19 protein-coding genes and 1 riboswitch are annotated in these 18258 nt (G+C 55.1%); of the genes, 6 read left to right on the plus strand and 13 right to left on the minus strand.

Annotation, left to right across the window (positions count from 1 at the left end; all coding sequences use genetic code 11):
* Positions 1–13: 13 nt before the first annotated feature.
* Genes cbiB through cbiD form a run of 12 tightly spaced genes read right to left on the minus strand, consistent with a single transcriptional unit; the run spans position 14 to position 10895 of the window.
* Positions 14–979 carry an adenosylcobinamide-phosphate synthase CbiB gene (gene cbiB, locus BQ7382_RS03240; protein ID WP_331465911.1) on the minus strand — a complete coding sequence of 322 codons (966 nt, stop codon included), beginning with the start codon at positions 977–979 and terminating at the stop codon, positions 14–16.
* On the minus strand, positions 973–1563 hold the full coding sequence (locus tag BQ7382_RS09650) for a histidine phosphatase family protein (protein ID WP_077390718.1): 591 nt from the start codon (positions 1561–1563) through the stop codon (positions 973–975). The genes cbiB and BQ7382_RS09650 overlap by 7 nt, the downstream gene beginning before the upstream one ends.
* The gene (locus BQ7382_RS03250; protein WP_077390719.1) at positions 1560–2321 is read right to left on the minus strand and encodes an adenosylcobinamide-GDP ribazoletransferase; all 762 of its coding nucleotides are present in this window, start codon (positions 2319–2321) and stop codon (positions 1560–1562) included. Before BQ7382_RS03250 ends, BQ7382_RS09650 begins: the two co-directional genes overlap by 4 nt.
* Positions 2311–2826, minus strand: coding sequence for a bifunctional adenosylcobinamide kinase/adenosylcobinamide-phosphate guanylyltransferase (locus tag BQ7382_RS03255; RefSeq protein ID WP_077390720.1), 516 nt, complete (start codon positions 2824–2826; stop codon positions 2311–2313). The genes BQ7382_RS03250 and BQ7382_RS03255 overlap by 11 nt, the downstream gene beginning before the upstream one ends.
* On the minus strand, positions 2823–3878 hold the full coding sequence (gene cobT / locus BQ7382_RS03260; protein WP_077390721.1) for a nicotinate-nucleotide--dimethylbenzimidazole phosphoribosyltransferase: 1056 nt from the start codon (positions 3876–3878) through the stop codon (positions 2823–2825). Before cobT ends, BQ7382_RS03255 begins: the two co-directional genes overlap by 4 nt.
* On the minus strand, positions 3871–5247 hold the full coding sequence (locus tag BQ7382_RS03265; protein WP_077390722.1) for a cobyrinate a,c-diamide synthase: 1377 nt from the start codon (positions 5245–5247) through the stop codon (positions 3871–3873). Before BQ7382_RS03265 ends, cobT begins: the two co-directional genes overlap by 8 nt.
* Complete coding sequence (locus tag BQ7382_RS03270) at positions 5240–6436, minus strand: bifunctional cobalt-precorrin-7 (C(5))-methyltransferase/cobalt-precorrin-6B (C(15))-methyltransferase (RefSeq protein ID WP_077390723.1); 1197 nt, start codon at positions 6434–6436, stop codon at positions 5240–5242. The genes BQ7382_RS03265 and BQ7382_RS03270 overlap by 8 nt, the downstream gene beginning before the upstream one ends.
* Positions 6433–7191, minus strand: coding sequence for a precorrin-6A reductase (cobK, locus tag BQ7382_RS03275; RefSeq protein ID WP_077390724.1), 759 nt, complete (start codon positions 7189–7191; stop codon positions 6433–6435). Before cobK ends, BQ7382_RS03270 begins: the two co-directional genes overlap by 4 nt.
* On the minus strand, positions 7184–7915 hold the full coding sequence (gene cobJ, locus BQ7382_RS03280; protein WP_077390725.1) for a precorrin-3B C(17)-methyltransferase: 732 nt from the start codon (positions 7913–7915) through the stop codon (positions 7184–7186). Before cobJ ends, cobK begins: the two co-directional genes overlap by 8 nt.
* A gap of 24 nt (positions 7916–7939) precedes the next feature.
* Positions 7940–9004, minus strand: a complete 1065-nt coding sequence (locus tag BQ7382_RS03285) for a cobalt-precorrin 5A hydrolase (protein ID WP_077390726.1) — start codon at positions 9002–9004, stop codon at positions 7940–7942.
* Positions 9005–9760 carry a precorrin-4 C(11)-methyltransferase gene (cobM, locus tag BQ7382_RS03290; RefSeq protein WP_077390727.1) on the minus strand — a complete coding sequence of 252 codons (756 nt, stop codon included), beginning with the start codon at positions 9758–9760 and terminating at the stop codon, positions 9005–9007.
* Between the two features lie 4 nt (positions 9761–9764).
* The gene (cbiD, locus tag BQ7382_RS03295; protein WP_077390728.1) at positions 9765–10895 is read right to left on the minus strand and encodes a cobalt-precorrin-5B (C(1))-methyltransferase CbiD; all 1131 of its coding nucleotides are present in this window, start codon (positions 10893–10895) and stop codon (positions 9765–9767) included.
* Positions 10896–11108: 213 nt separating this feature from the next.
* Here cbiD and BQ7382_RS03300 point away from each other — a divergent pair, with 213 nt between their 5' ends.
* The 6 genes from BQ7382_RS03300 (at position 11109) to BQ7382_RS03325 (ending at position 17433) form a co-directional block, all read left to right on the plus strand.
* Positions 11109–11909 (plus strand): hypothetical protein, encoded by an 801-nt coding sequence (locus tag BQ7382_RS03300; protein ID WP_077390729.1) that lies wholly within the window; start codon positions 11109–11111, stop codon positions 11907–11909.
* A 16-nt stretch (positions 11910–11925) separates the two neighbouring features.
* Positions 11926–13080 (plus strand): ABC transporter substrate-binding protein, encoded by a 1155-nt coding sequence (locus tag BQ7382_RS03305; RefSeq protein WP_077390730.1) that lies wholly within the window; start codon positions 11926–11928, stop codon positions 13078–13080.
* A 33-nt stretch (positions 13081–13113) separates the two neighbouring features.
* Positions 13114–14178, plus strand: coding sequence for a FecCD family ABC transporter permease (locus BQ7382_RS03310; protein ID WP_077390731.1), 1065 nt, complete (start codon positions 13114–13116; stop codon positions 14176–14178).
* Position 14179: 1 nt separating this feature from the next.
* Positions 14180–15313 (plus strand): ABC transporter ATP-binding protein, encoded by a 1134-nt coding sequence (locus BQ7382_RS03315; RefSeq protein ID WP_077390732.1) that lies wholly within the window; start codon positions 14180–14182, stop codon positions 15311–15313.
* A gap of 27 nt (positions 15314–15340) precedes the next feature.
* Positions 15341–15527: riboswitch (cobalamin riboswitch) on the plus strand.
* A 213-nt stretch (positions 15528–15740) separates the two neighbouring features.
* A complete protein-coding gene (locus BQ7382_RS03320; protein WP_077390733.1) occupies positions 15741–16907 on the plus strand; it encodes a sirohydrochlorin cobaltochelatase in 1167 nt (388 codons plus the stop codon).
* Between the two features lie 19 nt (positions 16908–16926).
* Positions 16927–17433, plus strand: a complete 507-nt coding sequence (locus BQ7382_RS03325) for a hypothetical protein (protein ID WP_077390734.1) — start codon at positions 16927–16929, stop codon at positions 17431–17433.
* 206 nt (positions 17434–17639) lie between these two features.
* Here the strand turns inward: BQ7382_RS03325 and tnpA are convergent, their stop codons facing one another.
* On the minus strand, positions 17640–18125 hold the full coding sequence (gene tnpA, locus BQ7382_RS03330; RefSeq protein WP_077390623.1) for an IS200/IS605 family transposase: 486 nt from the start codon (positions 18123–18125) through the stop codon (positions 17640–17642).
* Positions 18126–18258: the final 133 nt, after the last annotated feature.

Consider the following 18258-nt stretch of genomic DNA (forward strand, 5'->3'; position numbering starts at 1 on the left):
TTTTTTCCTCGTCTCACAGGATCGCAAGAAAGATAAATGCGGCTCTAAGCAGGATGCCGGCCGAGAACATGAGAAGCGCGGTGGTGTTCAGTATTTTGTGGGAGGAGATTATATCGCCGGCGGCGACTGGCCGTATGTCGTCGCCGATGAACGGCTTCTTCAGCACTCTCCCGGAATAGATCGCGTCTCCGGCCAGCTGCACATCCAGGGCTCCTGCCATCACTGATTCGGTCTGGGCGGCGTTCGGGCTGGCGTGCTTACGCCTGTCCCGCCTCCAGATCCTGCGGGCGTTTTCTGCATCGAATCCCCGGAGCCTGGAAGCCATTATCATGAACAGGGCACATAACCGGGATGGAATGAAATTGAAAACGTCGTCCATCCGTGCGGCCGTGCGGCCGAAGTCCTCGTATCTGGCGTTCTTGTAGCCTATCATGGAGTCCATGGTGTTGACCGCCTTGTACAGGCATCCTCCGGCGGCCCCACCGATGAACATGTAGAACAGGGGAGAGGCCACACCGTCTGAAGTGTTTTCCGCCACGGTCTCCACAGCGGCTTTGATGATGCCCGTCCGGTCCAGGGCCTCCGGATCCCTTCCGACGATCATGTGTATGGCCTGTCGGGCGCTCTCCAGGGTGCCGTCCTCCAGCTCCTGGTACACCTTCAGGCTCTCCACCCGGAGACTTTTCACCGCCAGCAGCTGCCAGCAGATGAGTGAGTCGAGGACCAGGTATGCCCAGGGAGAAATGTGCCATGCGGCCGCTAATAGCAGGGATGGTACGCCGGTGCAGGTGATGATCACGCACAGCCACAGAAGTGTCCCGCCGAGGCGTTTATTCCGCATACGGTAAAAGATCTTTTCGAAAAAGGAGATGGCTTTGCCGAAGCAAATGACTATGTGTGGCCATCCCCGGGGATCGCCGATCATCTGATCCAGGATGTATCCGATGATCAACGAAGCAGTCTGGAAGATGATCAGCACAGGGCACCTCCAGTCATCTCCAGATGTGATCCGTCCCAGGTACACCTTATAGCGGCTCCGTTGGCTATGTGGTAGTGGTAGAAGTCGTGGTGGGGAATGGCGAACTTCTCCATGATGGCCATGATGCATCCACCGTGGATCACGAAGGCCGCGGTCGCACATTCAGGGATCTTGGCCATCTGGCACTCAAAGGCGCTGCAGACTCTTTCCTTGAAGCTCTTTATGTCTTCGCCTCCGGGAACGGGTCCCTGACATCCGGTGTCCAGCCACGCCGAGTAGAGCGGGCCGAGCTCCGGGTCAGATGAGATCTCATCGGCTGTTTTTCCTTCGAACACGCCGAAGTCCGTTTCTCTCAGACCAGGATCTGGTACGGACTTCATGCCTGGAAACAGGACAGCAGCAGACTCGATGGTCCTCTTCATCGGACTCGTGATGATCCTCTGAGCTGAGAGGCCTTCCTTGGAAAGCAGACGCATCTGTTTGAGACCTTCCGGGCAGAGCGGCTCGTCGGTAGACCCGATATAGGCTCGTCGAATATTTCCTGCGGTCTTTCCGTGGCGGATCAGCAGTATCTGATTCATCATAAAACACCTCCTGCTATTGCAGTTCCCGCCAGCATGGCCAGTTCGCAGATCTGGAGAAAGAAGCCTTCGGTATCACCGGTGCACCCGCCGAAGGTCCTGATGGTGAAATGCTTGTACCACAGTGTGACAATGATGCCGATCACGATGGGCAGTGCAGCGGCGCGGCCGCCGATGGCTACCATGGCGGCTCCCGAGATCACCATGATAGAAACGATGATGGCGAGGGCCTTTTTCTTGTGGATCCCCTCGGTAAAGGAATTCAGCATGCCTGATCCTCTGGCGTTCTTGATGGTCACCGCGCAAAAAGCCGACAGGGACCGGGAGAACACATATCCCGGGCAGATCATGTAAGCGACGCTGACAGGTCCAAGCTGGGCGAATAGGCCCAGCGAGACGATGAGGTATACGCACGCATAGATCGAAGCGAATGCTCCGGAATGGGGGTCCTTGAGCATCTCCAGCTTCCTTTCCATCGGCTGATGAGACGAAATGGCGTCGACGGTGTCCATGAAGCCGTCCATGTGTATCCCACCGGTTACTACGATGGGGATGGTCACCGCGATGCACGCAAAGAGCAGCCTGGATATGCCGAAATACACGGCTGCAAATATCCAGGCGGCGGTGAGGCCTCCTGACAATATTCCCACGCAGGGAAACCAGCAGATGGCATACTGCCAGTTCTCCTTCGTCCATTCGAACTGAGGGACGGGGAGGGCGCTATATGTGGAGACCGCCATGAGAAAAGATTTAATGGACATCTTCTGGTGTTCCTTTCAGGTACACAGGACGGCCGTCCGTCATCTCCACGTGTACCTCTGATAATTCTTCAAGATCGGAATTAAGCCGATTCAATTCGTTTATGTATCCGGCGGTCTCGCCATCATATAGTGATGGGTCGAGACCGGAGATGGTGACTATGAAAAGACGGCTGCATCTATCGGCCATATCCTTTATCTGGCCGAGGACCGTAGATCCGTCGCCTTTTCCCTGGAAAACAACATTTGCCAGAAGATTGGACAGGTCCTCCAGCAGCACGGAATCCTCTCGGCTGACCGGGACGCTCATCAGGTCGAGAGGCTCTTCCACGTCCCTGAATCCCATGCCTTCACGGCGGATCTGATGCTTCAGGATCCTCCGCTGGTTGTCTTCGCTGCTGCATATCATGGTCGCAACATATACGGGAGACTTAGAGACGGAGGTGATGAGATCCTCCGCAAAAACGCTTTTCCCGCTGTTGTTTTCTCCCGAGATGAGGAAGATCATGAAAGCCTCCTGTACTGTTCGACATTTATCTCCTCAAAGACCGCAGCGTTTCTGTAGACCGAGGCAGCCATGTCGATGACCGGGAAAAGGGTCACTGCACCACTTCCTTCTCCCAGACGCATTCTCGCGTCCAGGATCGGGGTGAAGCCCAGCTCTTCCATGATATGCTTTGCAGCTGGCTCTGCGCTCTTGTGAGAGGGGATCATATAATCCCTGACCGCATTTGAAAGTCTGAAGGCGCAGAGGGCGGCCACAGAGGAGATAAGCCCGTCCATCACCACTGGTGTGTGGGACAGGGCCCCTCCGATGAAAGTTCCGCACATGGCGCAGATGTCGAATCCACCGACTTTTGCGAGGACGTCAACGACGTCGTTCCTGTCGGGGCGATTGTCTGATATGCCCCTGCTGATTGCATCTAACTTGCGCTTCAGGCCGTCATCTGTCAGGCCGGAGCCCCTGCCCGTGACCACTTCAGGATCCAGGCCCAGGAGGACGCTGGCCACGGCGCTGGAGGAAGATGTGTTTCCGATGCCCGCTTCGCCGGTGGCGATGATGTCGAAGCCTTTGCGGCTCATCTCTATTGCGGACTCAACGCCGGTCATTATGGCTTTCTCAGCCTCTTCACGGGTCATTGCGGGGCCTTCGGAGAAGTCATGCGTGCCCCTAGCCACCTTGCGATCCATGATCTCCGGAACATCATCCACCATTCCAACGTCTATGGGAAAGGTCTCCGCCCCGCAGGACGAGGCCATCACGCACACGCTGGAATGGTTCGCGGCCAGAGATCTGGCGATGCTGGTGGTCACGGTGTGGTCGGACTGAGCCACTCCCTGAGCGACTATGCCGTTATCGCCGCAGTAGACCAGGACGCACTTTTTTCCCGTTGAAATATTCGCACTTCCCTGGGCCCTGGCTATCATGCAGAGGATGTTCTCCAGCTCTCCAAGTGAGCCTAGCGGTTTGGCGATGTGGTCCAGATGCTTTTGGCATGCTTCGGCGGCCGCCTGGTCACCGGGCTCGATCTCCGACAGGATCTCCTTTAGTTTACTCATTCTCATTACCCCTTTTACTGCTATCATATTCCCGCGCTCTTGATATGAAACGTTCCACCGCCTCCGGCGCAGATGCCAGGTAGAGGTGGGGGAAGCCTGCGTAGACGGTGTCAGTTGCGTGGACACAGCTGTATGTCTTATTGTTAGAGGCCTTCCGGGCCGTAAACGACCCACCGCTGCAGGTGCTTTTGTAATAGTGAAACTCGTGGGCGGGAAGGCTCTGACCTCTTTTCAGGAGCAGAGAGTCCTCGCCGGCTGTTAGCGTCACATACCCGAAGTTCTGGAGCCTGTCCGTCCTCTCTGCATCTCCTGGTATTATTCCCGCAAGGGGGACACCGTCCACGGACTCGTGGAGATAGAGGAATCCTCCGCACTCCGCTATCATCGGCATGCCGGACGCTACTTTTTCCCTGACGGAACTCAGCATGGACTGGTTCCCCGAAAGCTCTTTTAAATAGAGCTCCGGATAGCCGCCCGGCAGATAAACGGCTGACGCTGCCTCAGGTATCCCTTTGTCGTGGACAGGGCTGAAATAAACTATCTCACCCCCGTGGTCCTCAAAGGCCTCTATGGTCTCGCTGTATATAAAGCTGAAGGCTTCGTCTCTGGCGACTGCGATCACGGGCTTTGAAAAAGCTCCTTTTTTTTCGCGAAGATCGCGGGGAAACGGCAGATCCTGCCTGACGCACCCGGTCGCCGTACCGGCGATATTGAGTATGCCTTCGACGTCCAGAGTGTGTGACGCGGTCTCTCTCAGGTGGATGATCCTTTGATCCAGGTCCGGGATCTCGCCTGCGGTTATGAGACCCAGGTGGCGGCTCCCGATGGTGATGTCGGGGTCGTGGGGCAGGAATCCAAGCGGTTCTGCTCCGGCCGCTCTGGCGATCTCCGCAAGGCCCTTGTAGACCATTTCATTAACGTTGTTGAAGATGACTCCCTTTATCATGGAATCGGGTCGGTGGTTCATGAAACCTTCTAGGACCGCGGCCGCAGACGTGTACATGCCCCGGCCGTTGATCACGAGTATCACTGGCGTTCTCGTGGCAGATGCGACGGTCCACGAACTGCAGCGGCCTTCTGTGCCGATGCCGTCGTAATAACCCATGACTCCCTCTATCACGGAGATCCCGGATGGCAGGCCCAGCTGATCCCTCATCTGTTCAGGTGTGCTGAAGAAGGGATCCAGGTTGTGGCTTGGAAGTCCGAGGACCTTCCGGTGGAACATGGGGTCGATGTAGTCAGGACCGCACTTGAAGGCGGAGACGCCGCCAGGGATATCCATCTCCTTCAGGATAGATAGAAGGGCGGTAGTCACAGTCGTCTTTCCGCATCCCGAATTCGTCCCGGCTATCATTATTCGGTCATTCATCTTCGCCTCCTGCTGAGATCACGAATATGGGATTCTGTCCTGTCATCATGTGCAGACTGCCGGCTTTCTTCGAGCGGGCCGCGGAGATCTGACATATCTCCGGATCCATGCCGGCTGACGACAGTGCGTTCACGGCATCGTACAGGCTCTCGATGGCTATGGCGGTGATCACTATTTTGATGTGAGGGTTCATCGCACACAGAGTCTTGACGATCTCTTCTATATTTCCTCCGCTTCCCCCGATGAATGCCGCGTGGGGCGCCTCTATTTTTTCAAGGGCCTCGGGTGCGGTGCCGTGGATTATAGCCACGTTTCCGACGTGGAATTTACGGCAGTTCTGCCTTATGAGATCGACCGCATCCGCGTTCCTCTCTATGGCGAAGACCTTGCCTTTCCAGAGGGACAGGGCGGCCTCGACCGTGACCGATCCGGTGCCCGCGCCGATGTCCACGAATGTCTCTTCCGGACGGAGGGCGAGCCGGCTCATAACCACGCTTCGGATCTCTGATTTTGTCATGGGAACGTCTCCCCGGATGAAGCGAGAGTCCGGGATGCCGGAGGGGACAGAATCATCCGGGCTCGGGTTGCAAACAAGGAGCACGGTGAGGGATGCTGTATCCATGGTCTCCAGCTCCTCGGCCAGAGCACTCTTGATGGACTCTGACTCTCTGCCCAGGTTTTCACCTATGAGTACAGGGAGGCCTTCGAAACCGGCTCTCACAAGCCCGGCGCCGATCTCCCCGGTGTTGCCTCCGGTCAGGATGAAAGTGTACCTGTTTCGCCTCACGTGATCGGCAACATTGCAATCCCTGCCGTGGCAGCTGATGTGCGCCGCATTCTGCCAGGGGATGCCGGCCTTTGCAAAAAAGTAGCTCATCGAGGAGATTCCGGGGATGACTTCCACTTCCGTATCCACACCGGATAGCGCCCTGATGAGCCCGTCTGCGGCACTGAAAAATCCGGTATCGCCAGATACCAGCACCGTTACCACCTCGCCTGAATATCTCCGGACGATCCCGGCTATTTTAGCTCCTCTGAACTCCACGACCTTCTCGGCATCGATCTCCGGAAATTCCCCGAGCATCCGCTTTGCTCCTATTATCAGACCGGAACTCCTGACGGCTTCTTCACCTCGAAGAGTCAATGTGCTGCGGCTCATTCCCATGCCCGCTATGTAGACTTTTTTCATTTTACTTCTCTCAATATCATCTGCTTTGCTTCGTCAACGGTCACACCCCGATCGGCGTCCGGCCTCCGGAGTATCAGTACTTCCATGTCAAGATCGTCGGCAGCCCGGACCTTTTCGGAGAACCCGCCTGCCTTTCCGGACTCCTTGGTCAGGAGTACAGAGGCCTTGGTCTCCCTGAACATGGCTTCGTTGATCATCCTGGAAAAGGGGCCCTGCATACATATTATGTGGCCTGGCGGTATCCCTGCGTCCAGTGCCTGACGAAGGCTCGTCTCCGAGGGTAGTATCCTCGTAAAAACTCTTTCGCCATGTCGCTCGATGCGGGCGAGAGAAGGGGAGGACTTAGCCCCGAGAGTCGAGAAGACGACCTTGTTCCTGTCCGGACCGTTAAGATGGTCGATCATCTGATCCAGATCCTCGAAGACCATATACCCGTCGGTGGGCGATCCCTCTCTCTTGACGGAAACGTGCTTTATTCCCAGCCCGCAGCAGACATCCTGTATCGTCCGGCTTATGTGGGAGGCATAGGGATGGGTGGCATCCACCACCAGGCGGGGCATCTCCCTTTGAAAAAGCTCTTTCATCTCCTCCCGGGGAAGCACGCCGCTGCGTATCTTCAACGTCTGAGATCCTGACAGAAGGGAAGCGCCGTATTCTGACACCACGCTGACCATGGATGAGATGTCGTTTTCACCCAGGAAATCAGCCAGCATCCGGCCTTCCCATGTTCCGCCGAAAAGGATGATATCAGTCAATTCTGTACCCCCTTGGTGTGACCATGTGTCCGTTGATGTTCCTCGTGGAAGCGTTACCTACAAAAACCGTGGTGAACATGTCCACCTCCATGTCCCGCAGCTCCAGCAGCGTGCACACCTGTGATCCTTCTCCGTCTCTTCCTATGTTCCGCACCACGCCGCAGACGGTATCCTTTTTTTTGTATTTCAACAGGACATCGCACGCCCTGCGCAGATAGCCGGATCTTTTCCTGCTGGAAGGATTGTATATGGCTACGCAGAAGTCGCCCTCACCGGCGCAGGCCAGTCTCTTTTCTATTTTATCCCATGGGGTCATGAGGTCGGAAAGGCTTATCACCGCAAAATCGTGGGTGAGTGGCGCTCCGAGAACGGCCGCTCCGGAAAGGGCGGCGGTGATGCCGGGTATCACCCGTATCTCCACATCGGGATATTCCGGAGACAGCTCGTAGACCGGCCCGGCCATTCCGTAAACGCCGGCGTCGCCGCTGCATATCATGGCAACTGTCATCCCGCTTTCCGCCAGCTCAAGAGCCTTGCGGCAGCGGTCGATCTCCTGTCTCATGGGCGTGTCTATCGCTTTTTTCTCCGGGAAAAGGGGCGCCACCAGCTGTATATATTTCGTGTATCCCACGATTACCTCGGACTCGTTGATGGCTTTTACCGCGGCGCAGCTCATGTTGTCGCCGTTCCCGGGGCCGATCCCGACTACATATAATTTCTTCATTTATCCCTGTCTTTCTGTTTTGTGTTATCGCTTTTTCTGCTGGTCAAAGGCGAAATCCCCGTGCTTCACCGAGAACGAAACGGTGATCCCGTTGATGATCGTCTTGTGCATAATGACCTGACCTTCAGGACCGCATTCCGCAGCCGCACTCCGTTCGCACACGTTGTCGACGCCCGTGATCCTGGAGACAAAACCAGAAGGAGTAAAATCTCCCATTACTCCATTCAACTCGTTCGCCGTGTAACAGTGAAATGCCACGTTGTGAAACTGGCAGAACTCTATGAGTCCTTTTTCCTCTCTTTTCAGGTCCACAGAGCTGACCGCGCAAAGGGAAGCCGGATGTATGTCCATCTTGCTGCACGCAGAGGAGAAAGCCTCCTGGATCGACGCAAAGGGGGTGCCTCTCCTGCATCCGACGCCCATCACAAGCACGGGCGGCACAATGTGCAGTGAGTCTGACCTGTGACAATTGTGGTAAGAGATCACCACGTCCGCGCCTGCTTCTCCCGCTTCGGAATCGTGGCCGAGCGCGCTGCTCATGGAAAAAACAACTCCCTCTGGCACCGCGCCGCTTATCTCCACCTCTGAGACCATGGTCACGGTGTTCCCGGACAGAAGCTTGTCGGCGACAGGCAGGATGTTTCTGCTGTCGTATATCTTCATCCCCATGGACGATGCCCAGCCGTCTACGGAAAAGACACCGTTTCTGTCTGTTGCGGTAGTTATCACGGGTTCGGCTCCGGTCAGACCGGCGATGAGCCGGACAAGGTCATTCGCGCCCCCGATGTGCCCTGAAAGCAGGGATATGCAGTATTTCCCGGTCTCGTCCAGCACCACGACCGCGGGGTCGGTCATCTTGCTGGCGACGAAGGGAGCAACGGCCCTGACGGCTATGCCGCAGGAGCCGATGAAAACGAGTGCGTCTTTTTCAAAATTTTCCGACGTCCACCGGGACAGCCCGCCATGCCTGCATCTCTCCGCGGTGACATCCGCACCGTACGGATCGCGGAGGCCGGCGGCGATACGATTTCCAAGTTCTTCACCTTTCTCGCTGAATGAAATGACAGCGATATCCTTTTTCATCTCCATCTACTCGTCCGCCTTTCGGAATGCGGTGGAAAAAGAGGGGTCGTAGAGCTTCGAAAAATCGTAGTCGCTGCCGAGGAAATCTCCAACGGTGATCAGCGCCAGGTTGTGCAGATCGTTTTCAACGGCGGCCTGGTGGAGCGTTCCGCAGGTGCATTTCACCACCTTCTGGTCAGGCCAGGTGGCCTTGTACACTATGGCCGCCGGGGTGTCCTCGCTGTAACCGCCCGCCAGAAGCTCCTCCTGGACTTTTTCCGTCATCCCCGTGCTGAGGAAGATCACCATCGTGGCGTGATGTGACGCAAAAGACTTTATGGATTCTCTTTCCGGAACAGGTGTCCGTCCCGCCATTCGTGTGATGATGACGCTCTGACTCACATCCGGAAGCGTATACTCCGCCTTGAGTGCGGCAGCCGCTCCGCTGAAGCTGGAGACGCCTTGACAGTATTCGTAAGGGATGCCCAGATCTTCAAGCCTGTCCATCTGCTCGCGGATGGCGCCATACAGACAGGGATCACCGGTGTGGAGCCGGACGATGTCTTTCCTCTCATCATTTGATTCTTTTATGACTTCCATCACCTGGTCCAGCGTCATCCGGGCGCTGTTGAATACCTGACAGCCCTCCTTCCTGTAGTCGAGAAGGGCAGGGTTCACGAGGGAACCAGCATATATGATCACGTCTGCGGCACCGATGAGCCTTGCTCCCCTTACCGTTATGAGATCCGGCGCTCCGCATCCCGCGCCTACGATATGTACCATCTTTTTACCTCCTGGCAGGAATTATTGAAAAGGCGTTTTCGCTCCTGCACAAAACGCCCCTGTGGCCTTCTGCTCTCGTGAAGCACACGAAACCCGTCTCTATATCCGCTGGCACGCGCCGCTCCAGGGTATCGCCGATCTTTTTCCCGAGGACATCCATGGTGCGCCGGCACGCCTCGTATCTCCGTAGCACGTCAAGTCCCGCATCTGTGGTCACGCACCGGTCGAGCTCCTGAAGGGCCTGGAGCGGTGCGCCAGCCTCCAGCGCACACCGGATGAGGCAATCGAGCCTGCCGTCGCCCTCCGAAGAGTGGGTGTTGGTGGCTCCGATGCCCAGCTTGACGAGCTTGCCGATATGGCCCACAAGAAGGATCCGTGTGAACCCCAGCTCGGCGCATCTGTCCAGGGCGCCCCCTATGAAGTTGGAACAGTTCACGTTGTATGACATGTCCAGGCCAAGGTCGTTTTCGGCGAACTCGTACCCGTAGTTGCCGGGCGTCAGGAGGATCCGTGTGTTTCCGCGGGCCCTGCACTGCTTTATCAGCACGTTCGTGGTTTCCGTGAGAGCCTTGCAGCTCATAGGTTCCACTATACCACTGGTCCCGAGGATGGAAAGACCGCCTTCGATCCCCATGCGCGGGTTGAATGTCCTTCTGGCGACGGCCTCTCCTCCGGGAATGGATATCTCGATATCGGCACCGCCGGAGTATCCATACATTGCGGATACCTCCTGGACCGCCTCAGCGATCATACGCCTTGGAACGGAGTTGATGGCATACTCGCCCACGGGCTGATCGAGGCCCGGTCTCGTCACGCGTCCGATGCCTTCGCCGCCGGAGATGTGGACACCGGAATCGCAGAGAGACACCTCAGAATAGACCAGCATGTCCCGTGTGACATCAGGGTCATCACCGGGGTCCTTGCGCACGGCGCACCTGACTTTTTCCCGGTCCATCGATATGTCGAGGACCTCAGTCGTCACATCAAAGCCCACAGGGGTGTGTATGACCACGGATGATATCCGCTTCCCAGTGAGGAGCATGGACATTGCCGCCTTGGTGGCAGCTGTGGCGCAGCTCCCCGTGGTGTAACCGCAGCGAAGCATTTTTCCATTTACGTTTTTCAGAAGATCCATGGGTTTCTCCTGTAACTATCTGATCTGGTTAACTATATTAGGATAATGCAAAAATTCGCATTAATAAAGGAAAGAAAATTGAATAAGATCCGCAAAAAATATAGATACGACCTATGGAGGCCCCACGGCGTTGACATTAAAAGCTCATGGGTGATACCATTTTTTCACTTGTGTAGTGAGATCATCGGATCCTGGACAGGAAGGTCGTTTCGAATGGAAGTATACCACATGAAGAAAAAAGTCTTTATCATTGTGCTCACGGCAGCGGTGCTTGCCGCATCGGCGTGCTTTGGCGCTTTTGCCGCTTCGGCGAAAAAAAGCCAGTCTGCCGACTCGCCCGTAATGGGCTGGCAGCTCAAGGACGGAAGCTACGATGGCACTGTAAAAGGAAGCAGCGCCTTCAAAAATTGCGATGACTGCAGCATCACCGTTTCATCGGGCTCGATACAGGTGAGCTTCAAACTCGGAGACTCGTCCATAACACAGATCTATAAAGGTGATCCTGCAAGTGCAGAGGCTGATCAGGGAAATGTCATACAGGGCACCGGTGGTTCTTTCACCATGAACGTGGATGCACTGAACTGGAAGCAGGACATCGCTGTGTACGAGAACGGCGAGTGGAAGGACTGCAGTGTCACGTTCAGGGCCACTGGCCTAAAGCGGTCTGACATGGTCAGCAGCGAAGTAAAAGACGGAAAGTACAAGGTCGATGTCACGCTGGAAGGAGGGTCCGGCCGGGCTCACATATCGTCTCCGGCTGTGGTGATCGCGCGCAAGGGCCAGCTGACCGCGAGAATAAAGTGGAGCAGTGAATACTATCAGTATGTCCAGATGGGCGGAGTCCAGTTCAAGAAGATCAACAAGAAGGGGAATTCGCGGATGGACGTCCCGGTCGTGCTGGATCAGGACATCAGCATACAGGCCCTCACCACGGCCATGAGCACTCCTCACCTCATCGACTATACCATCCATTTTGATTCGTCATCATTGAAGAAGATCAAATCCGGAAAATAGAAGGACATATGACAAAATGCGCAAAAGAAAGATCCTATCGCTCATCTCTATAGTGTGCATCGCCGCCGCGGCAGCGGTGCTTTTTTCAGGATGCTCCCTGGTGAAAAAGGAAGATGCCGAGACTAGCCCTATAAAGGGCTGGAAGCCGGAAAGCCACATGAAACTGGAATACGCCGACCAATTCGCTATAGATTATTACAAAGGCGGTTACAAGCTCATCAAGCTCCACGACGGAAGCCAGTTCCTCGTCGTTCCAGAGGGCAAGAAGGCGCCAAAGGGGCTTGATAAAGATGTTGTCGTGCTCCAGCAGCCTCTGGATCACATCTATCTGGCGGCCACGGCGTCCATGTGCCTCTTCGACAAGCTGGACGGACTGGACAACATCAAATACTCGGGCGCTCAGGCGGAGGACTGGTACATACAGAACGCCAGAACGGCCATGGAGCAGGGCAAAATAACCTATGCCGGGAAATACGACCAGCCAGATTACGAGATGCTGGCGTCGGGGCAGTGCGACCTGGCCATCGAGAACACCATGATCAACCACTCACCGGACGTGAAGAAGAAGCTGGAAGAGTTTGACATTCCTGTATTCATGGACCAGGCGAGTCTGGAAAAGGAACCCCTCGGAAGGACCGAGTGGATCAAGGTCTACGGGGCCATGCTGAACAAGGAAGACCAGGCGAATGAGATCTTCAACGAGCAGGTGAAGAAAGTCAAGAGCATCAAGAAGACCGACACGGGCAAGACGGTCGCCTTCTTTACTATACTGCCGTCCGGCCAGGTGGTGGTCCGGAAGAGCGGCGATTACGTGAGCAAGATGATCGAGATGGCAGGCGGGGAGTATGTCTTCAAGAACATCGGAGATAAGGACGACGCCAGGGCCACAGTCACCATCGACATGGAGGAGTTCTACAAGAAGGCGAAGGACGCCGACGTGCTCATCTACAACAGCACGATAGAGGGGCCGACCGGATCCCTGGATCAGCTGGAGGCCATGAGCCCGCTGCTCAGGAACTTCAAGGCTGTGAAAAAAGGAAACGTATGGTGCACTGGCCAGAACATGTATCAGGACACCACGAGCGTCGGGCAGATAATCCTGGACATCAATACCATCCTCACGTCGGACGATCCGCCTGAACAGCTGACATACATGACGAAACTCAGTTAGATGGCTCTGCGGCAGAGGAGGATAGAGCATTTAATGTATCATTTTCTTCACGAAAAAAATAAAACCGGCGGACCGGGAAGCCTTCGGGGAAGGAGGGGGCGATACGCCGCGGCGTTCGTGTTCCTCGCCGTCCTCCTTGTGGTCCTGGTGGCGGCGAACATCTGCATCGGAACGGTGTCAATGCCGTTTCACGACCTGGTGCGGGCGATCGGAAGCCTGGGGAGCGGAAGCAATGACCTCGGGGCCGCCGTGATCTGGAAGATACGGCTGCCGAGGCTCGTCGCAGTGATGCTGCTCGGGGGCGCACTGTCCGTCTCGGGATTCCTTCTTCAGACCTTTTTCAACAACCCGATCGCTGGCCCCTACGTGCTGGGGATCTCTTCGGGGGCAAAGATGGTGGTGGCGGCGGTCATGATCCTGACCGCTGCAGAGGGGCTGATCCTGATGCCCGCCGCCATGATCATCGCGGCCTTTGCCGGATCCATGATAGCGATGCTGTGCGTACTCGGGGTATCGAAAAAGGTCAGCAGCTCAGCCATGCTGATAGTAGGCGGTGTGATGATCGGGTACATATGCTCGGCGGTCACCGACCTCATGGTGACTTTTGCGGACGATGCCAGCATAGTGGATCTCCGCAGCTGGTCACTCGGGAGCTTTTCCGGCATGAGCTGGGAGAGCGACAGGATCATTGCGATCACCGTCATCGCCGCCTTCGCCGCCGCCTTTCTGATGTCGAAGCCAATCAGCGCATACCAGATGGGAGAGGGATACGCGAGGAGCGTCGGTGTGAACATCAGAAGATTCAGGTTCGGCCTGGTGCTCCTTTCCAGCCTTCTGTCGGCCGTGGTCACCGCCTTCGCCGGACCGGTCTCCTTCGTGGGAGTCGCCGTGCCCCACCTGGTGAGATCCCTTTTCAGGACGTCAAGGCCCTTGGTGATGATACCGGGATGCTTCCTCTGCGGAGCAGACTTCTGCCTGCTGTGCGACCTCATAGCCAGGACGGCCTTTTCCCCTGTGGAGCTGTCCATCAGCTCGGTTACCGCTATTTTCGGAGCGCCTGTAGTCATTTGGGTGATGATCAGGAGGCGCAGGAGATAATATGGATTACTATTTTCAGCTCAAGGGTCTATCCGCTGGCTACGATGGAAGGGCGGTCGTAAGGGACGTGGACGTCTCCCTGGAAAAGGGGCGGATCCTCACCCTCCTCGGACCGAACGGCAGCGGCAAATCTACCATCCTCAAGACCATGATAAGGCAGCTACCGTCGATAGAAGGAGCGGTGTATATAGATCGCTGCGACGTCAGGTCCATCGCTCCAGAGGAGCTTGCAAAAAAGGCGTCGGTCATGCTCACACAGCGGATCACCACGGACAGGCTCACGTGCCGTGACGTGGTGGAGACCGGCAGATATCCATATACTGGTAAACTGGGTATCCTCGATGATGGAGATCACAGGGCTGTTGACGGTGCGATGGAGCTCACGAACACCGTGGATCTCGGGGAAAAGGATTTCATGAGGATCAGCGACGGACAGCGGCAGCGCCTGCTGTTCGCGCGGGCGATCGCACAGGAGCCTGAGCTCCTCGTCCTCGATGAGCCCACGTCCTACCTGGATGTGAGATACAAGCTGGAGCTCCTGAACATTCTTAGGACGCTTGTCCGCGACAGGAATGTTACCGTGATCATGTCGATGCATGAGCTCGATCTGGCGCAGCGGATCTCCGATGAGGTGATGTGCGTGAAGGACGGGATGGTCACCGCCTGCGGGTCGCCGGACGAGATCTTCAGCAGGGAAAACATCACGTCGCTGTACGACCTGGACACGGGGAGCTACGATCCGTTCTTCGGCAGCCTGGAGATGGAAAAAAATTCCGGCGAGCCGCGTGTATTCGTCATAGCCGGAGGAGGAACGGGAGTCGGCACGTTCAGGGCTCTTCAGAGAATGGGTGTGCCATTTGCAGCAGGCGTGCTCCACGAGGGAGACATAGACGCTCAAGTTGCATCGGAGCTGGCCTCGGAGACTGTGATAGAAAACAGCTTCTCGTATATAAGAGACGAAAACTATGATAAGGCTCTCTGTTTGATGAAAAAATGCGGCTCGTTCATAAACTGCCTCGAGGCCGCCGGGGACATAAACCGCCGGAATCTGGAGCTTGCGGAACAGGGAAAAATCCTTGGCATCACAGAGATAAAAAATTTGAATCGCGATGCTTTTTCTGCAGAGATTGAATGAAAATCTCTGTGGTGATAACATCATAATATCGTTAAAGAGGGAACAGGTCATGGAAGCAGATGAGAGTCCTGCGCAAGGCCGTTGCTGTATTTTGCGGTATTTCCGCTGTTGTTCCACTGGGGCGCCGCCCTGGGAAGGATGCGGAAAGCCCTGATGAAAAGCGTATCATCAGGCTGCAATAAGTCAGAATACTTGCCTGTTCTCTTGTGCCTCCGGCACAGTGCCTCAGTTCTGCGGACACCGGAACGTGCAGTGCAGCTTCATATCGACTAGATGATCGGGGACATTTTTCCTGCCGCTGCTTACGGCGGGTCGTTTTGGCCTACGGTTTTCAGTTGATGTGCTGATCCCCCGCTGTTTCGTTGGCTTTCGCAGAACGCATCTGCGATTTTTTTTATTGCTTTAAGGAACATCGAGGAGAAAGAACATGAAGAGAAGAATGACGTCTGTTATTCTCGTCCTGGCCATGACCGTGGCTCTTGCTGCGGCCGTTACTGGGTGCGGGTCTTCGTCGGACGAAAAGACAGAGGACCAGAAGGCCGCCGATGCGGTCGCCAGAAAGATCGATGCCATCTATGTCCAGGAGAGGACGTCGAAGACGGATCAGCAGTGCGAAGATGCGAAGAAGGCCTGGGACAAGCTGACAGACAAGCAGAAGTCCATGGTCAAGGGAAAATACGCAGATCCCGATTACTTCGGAAAGGACACAGGAGATGCTTCGAAGGACGATCCGCTGAATCAGGACGGGATCGGCGAAAACGAGATCCTGGTGACGAGCTTCGGCACTTCGTATAACGACAGCAGGGCAGCGGATATCGGCGGAGTGGAAAAGGCTATGATCGCTGCGTTCCCTGGTTGGTCCGTAAGGAGGGCGTTCACCTCGCAGATCATTATCAACCACATCCAGGCGAGGGATGGAGAGAAGATCGACAACGTGGAGCAGGCTCTCGACAGGGCGGAGAAAAACGGTGTCAAGAACCTCATCATACAGCCAACTCACCTCATGCATGGTGAAGAGTACGACCAGCTGAAGGAAGCCGTGGATGAGCACAAGGACAAATTCACATCCGTAAAGATCGCGGAGCCTCTCCTGGGTGAGGTGGGTTCCGATGCCACCGTCATCAATCAGGACAAGCAGGCGGTAGCACAGGCCGTGACCGCGGAGGCTGTAAAGACGGCGGGATACTCCAGCGTCCAGGATGCCGGAAACAACGGTGTGGCCTTCGTCCTCATGGGCCACGGAACGTCCCATGAAGCCAACGTGACGTACGACCAGATGCAGACGCAGATGAATAACCTCGGATATGCAAACGTCTTTATCGGCACGGTAGAAGGAAAGCCTGCGGACACCGCGTGCAAGCAGGTGATAAAGAAAGTAAAGAAGGCAGGATACAAGAAGGTCATTCTGAGGGACCTCATGGTAGTGGCCGGAGATCACGCGAACAACGACATGGCCGGAGACGACAAGGATTCATGGAAGAGCCAGTTCGAGGATTCCGGGTATTTCGACTCGGTCGACACGCAGATCGCCGGGATGGGCAGGATACCGGCAATTCAGCAGATCTATGTGGCTCACACGAGAGCCGTGATGTAGGGAGTGCGTAGTGAGGGAAATGAGAAAAAAGATCAGTGCGCTTGCGTGTCTCCTGGTGGCAGCGGCAGTTATGTGCGCTTTCACGGGCTGCTCTTCCGGGAACGGCTCGGGAAAGTCCTCTCTGAAGGACGGGAAATACCTCTCATCATTCACCACTGACAGCTCAATGTTCCACGTGAATGAAGCCTACAACGACCACGGCATTCTCACCGTAAAGAACGGCAAAATGACCATCCATATCACCCTCGTGCCTCAGAACATAGTCAGGCTGTACAGAGGCACTGCCAGCGAAGCTGAGGAAAACAAGAAAGATCTCATCAAGCCGACCACGGATGTAGTCCATTATGACGATGGTTATGATGAAGAAGTCTACGGTTTCGACGTGCCCGTGCCTGAGCTGAAAAAGGAATTCGACCTGGCTCTCCTGGGGACTCACGGAAACTGGTACGACCACAAGGTCAGTGTAAAGGTGATCAGGAAATTGAAGAGCGGAGAGGATGAAGAGACAGCTCTGAAGTCTGAATAAATATGGAGAATGGCGGCCTTCCGGGGCTGCCATTTGTTTTTTTTCTATAAATATGCACAAATATGGAAACAAATCATAACCACCAGTTGAACTGGTGGTTTGTCCTTGCCCTAAAAGGGCCTGTTACTTGCAGGCGTCTTAAGACGCACCGAAATAGACTGCCAACCGCATCTCTATTTTCCGGCTGCGCCTAAGGGCGCTTTTTATTATGCCTTCGTATTCTTGCTACCCGTGAACGGGTCTATGTACTCCTTCAATGTTAATTGATCATTTGCGATATCTTCTTGCAGTTGGTTTCGTATGTATTCTGCGATTGCCTTTTTGTTTCTGCCAACTGTATCGACATAATAGCCACGGCACCAGAAATGCCTGTTCCCATACCGATATTTCATATTCGCATGTCTGTCGAATATCATCAGTGAGCTTTTTCCCTTCAGATATCCCATCACTTGCGATACGCTGTATTTTGGCGGAATTGATATCAGCATGTGTACATGATCAGGGCACAACTCCGCTTCTATTATTTCTATGCCTTTCTGATCACACAACTGCCTAAGTATCTTGCCAATATCCTCTTTTATTTTTCCGTAGATAATTTGTCTCCTGTACTTCGGCGCAAACACTACGTGATACTGACACCGCCACTTCGAATGTGTTAAACTATTGATGTCGGTTTTGGTAATATTACCCATCGATTTATTCCTCCTTTGTTACATGAGTGCGGTTGGAAGCCTCATTCATGATATCACAGGAGGTTTTTTCTTGAAGCTAAAGCTTCTTACTCCACCGGCTTAGCCGGTGGTTTTTTTACACTAAAGATCACAA

The organism is Mobilibacterium timonense (assembly GCF_900155555.1).
Taxonomy (GTDB): Bacteria; Bacillota; Clostridia; order Peptostreptococcales; family Anaerovoracaceae; genus Allobaileyella; species Allobaileyella timonense.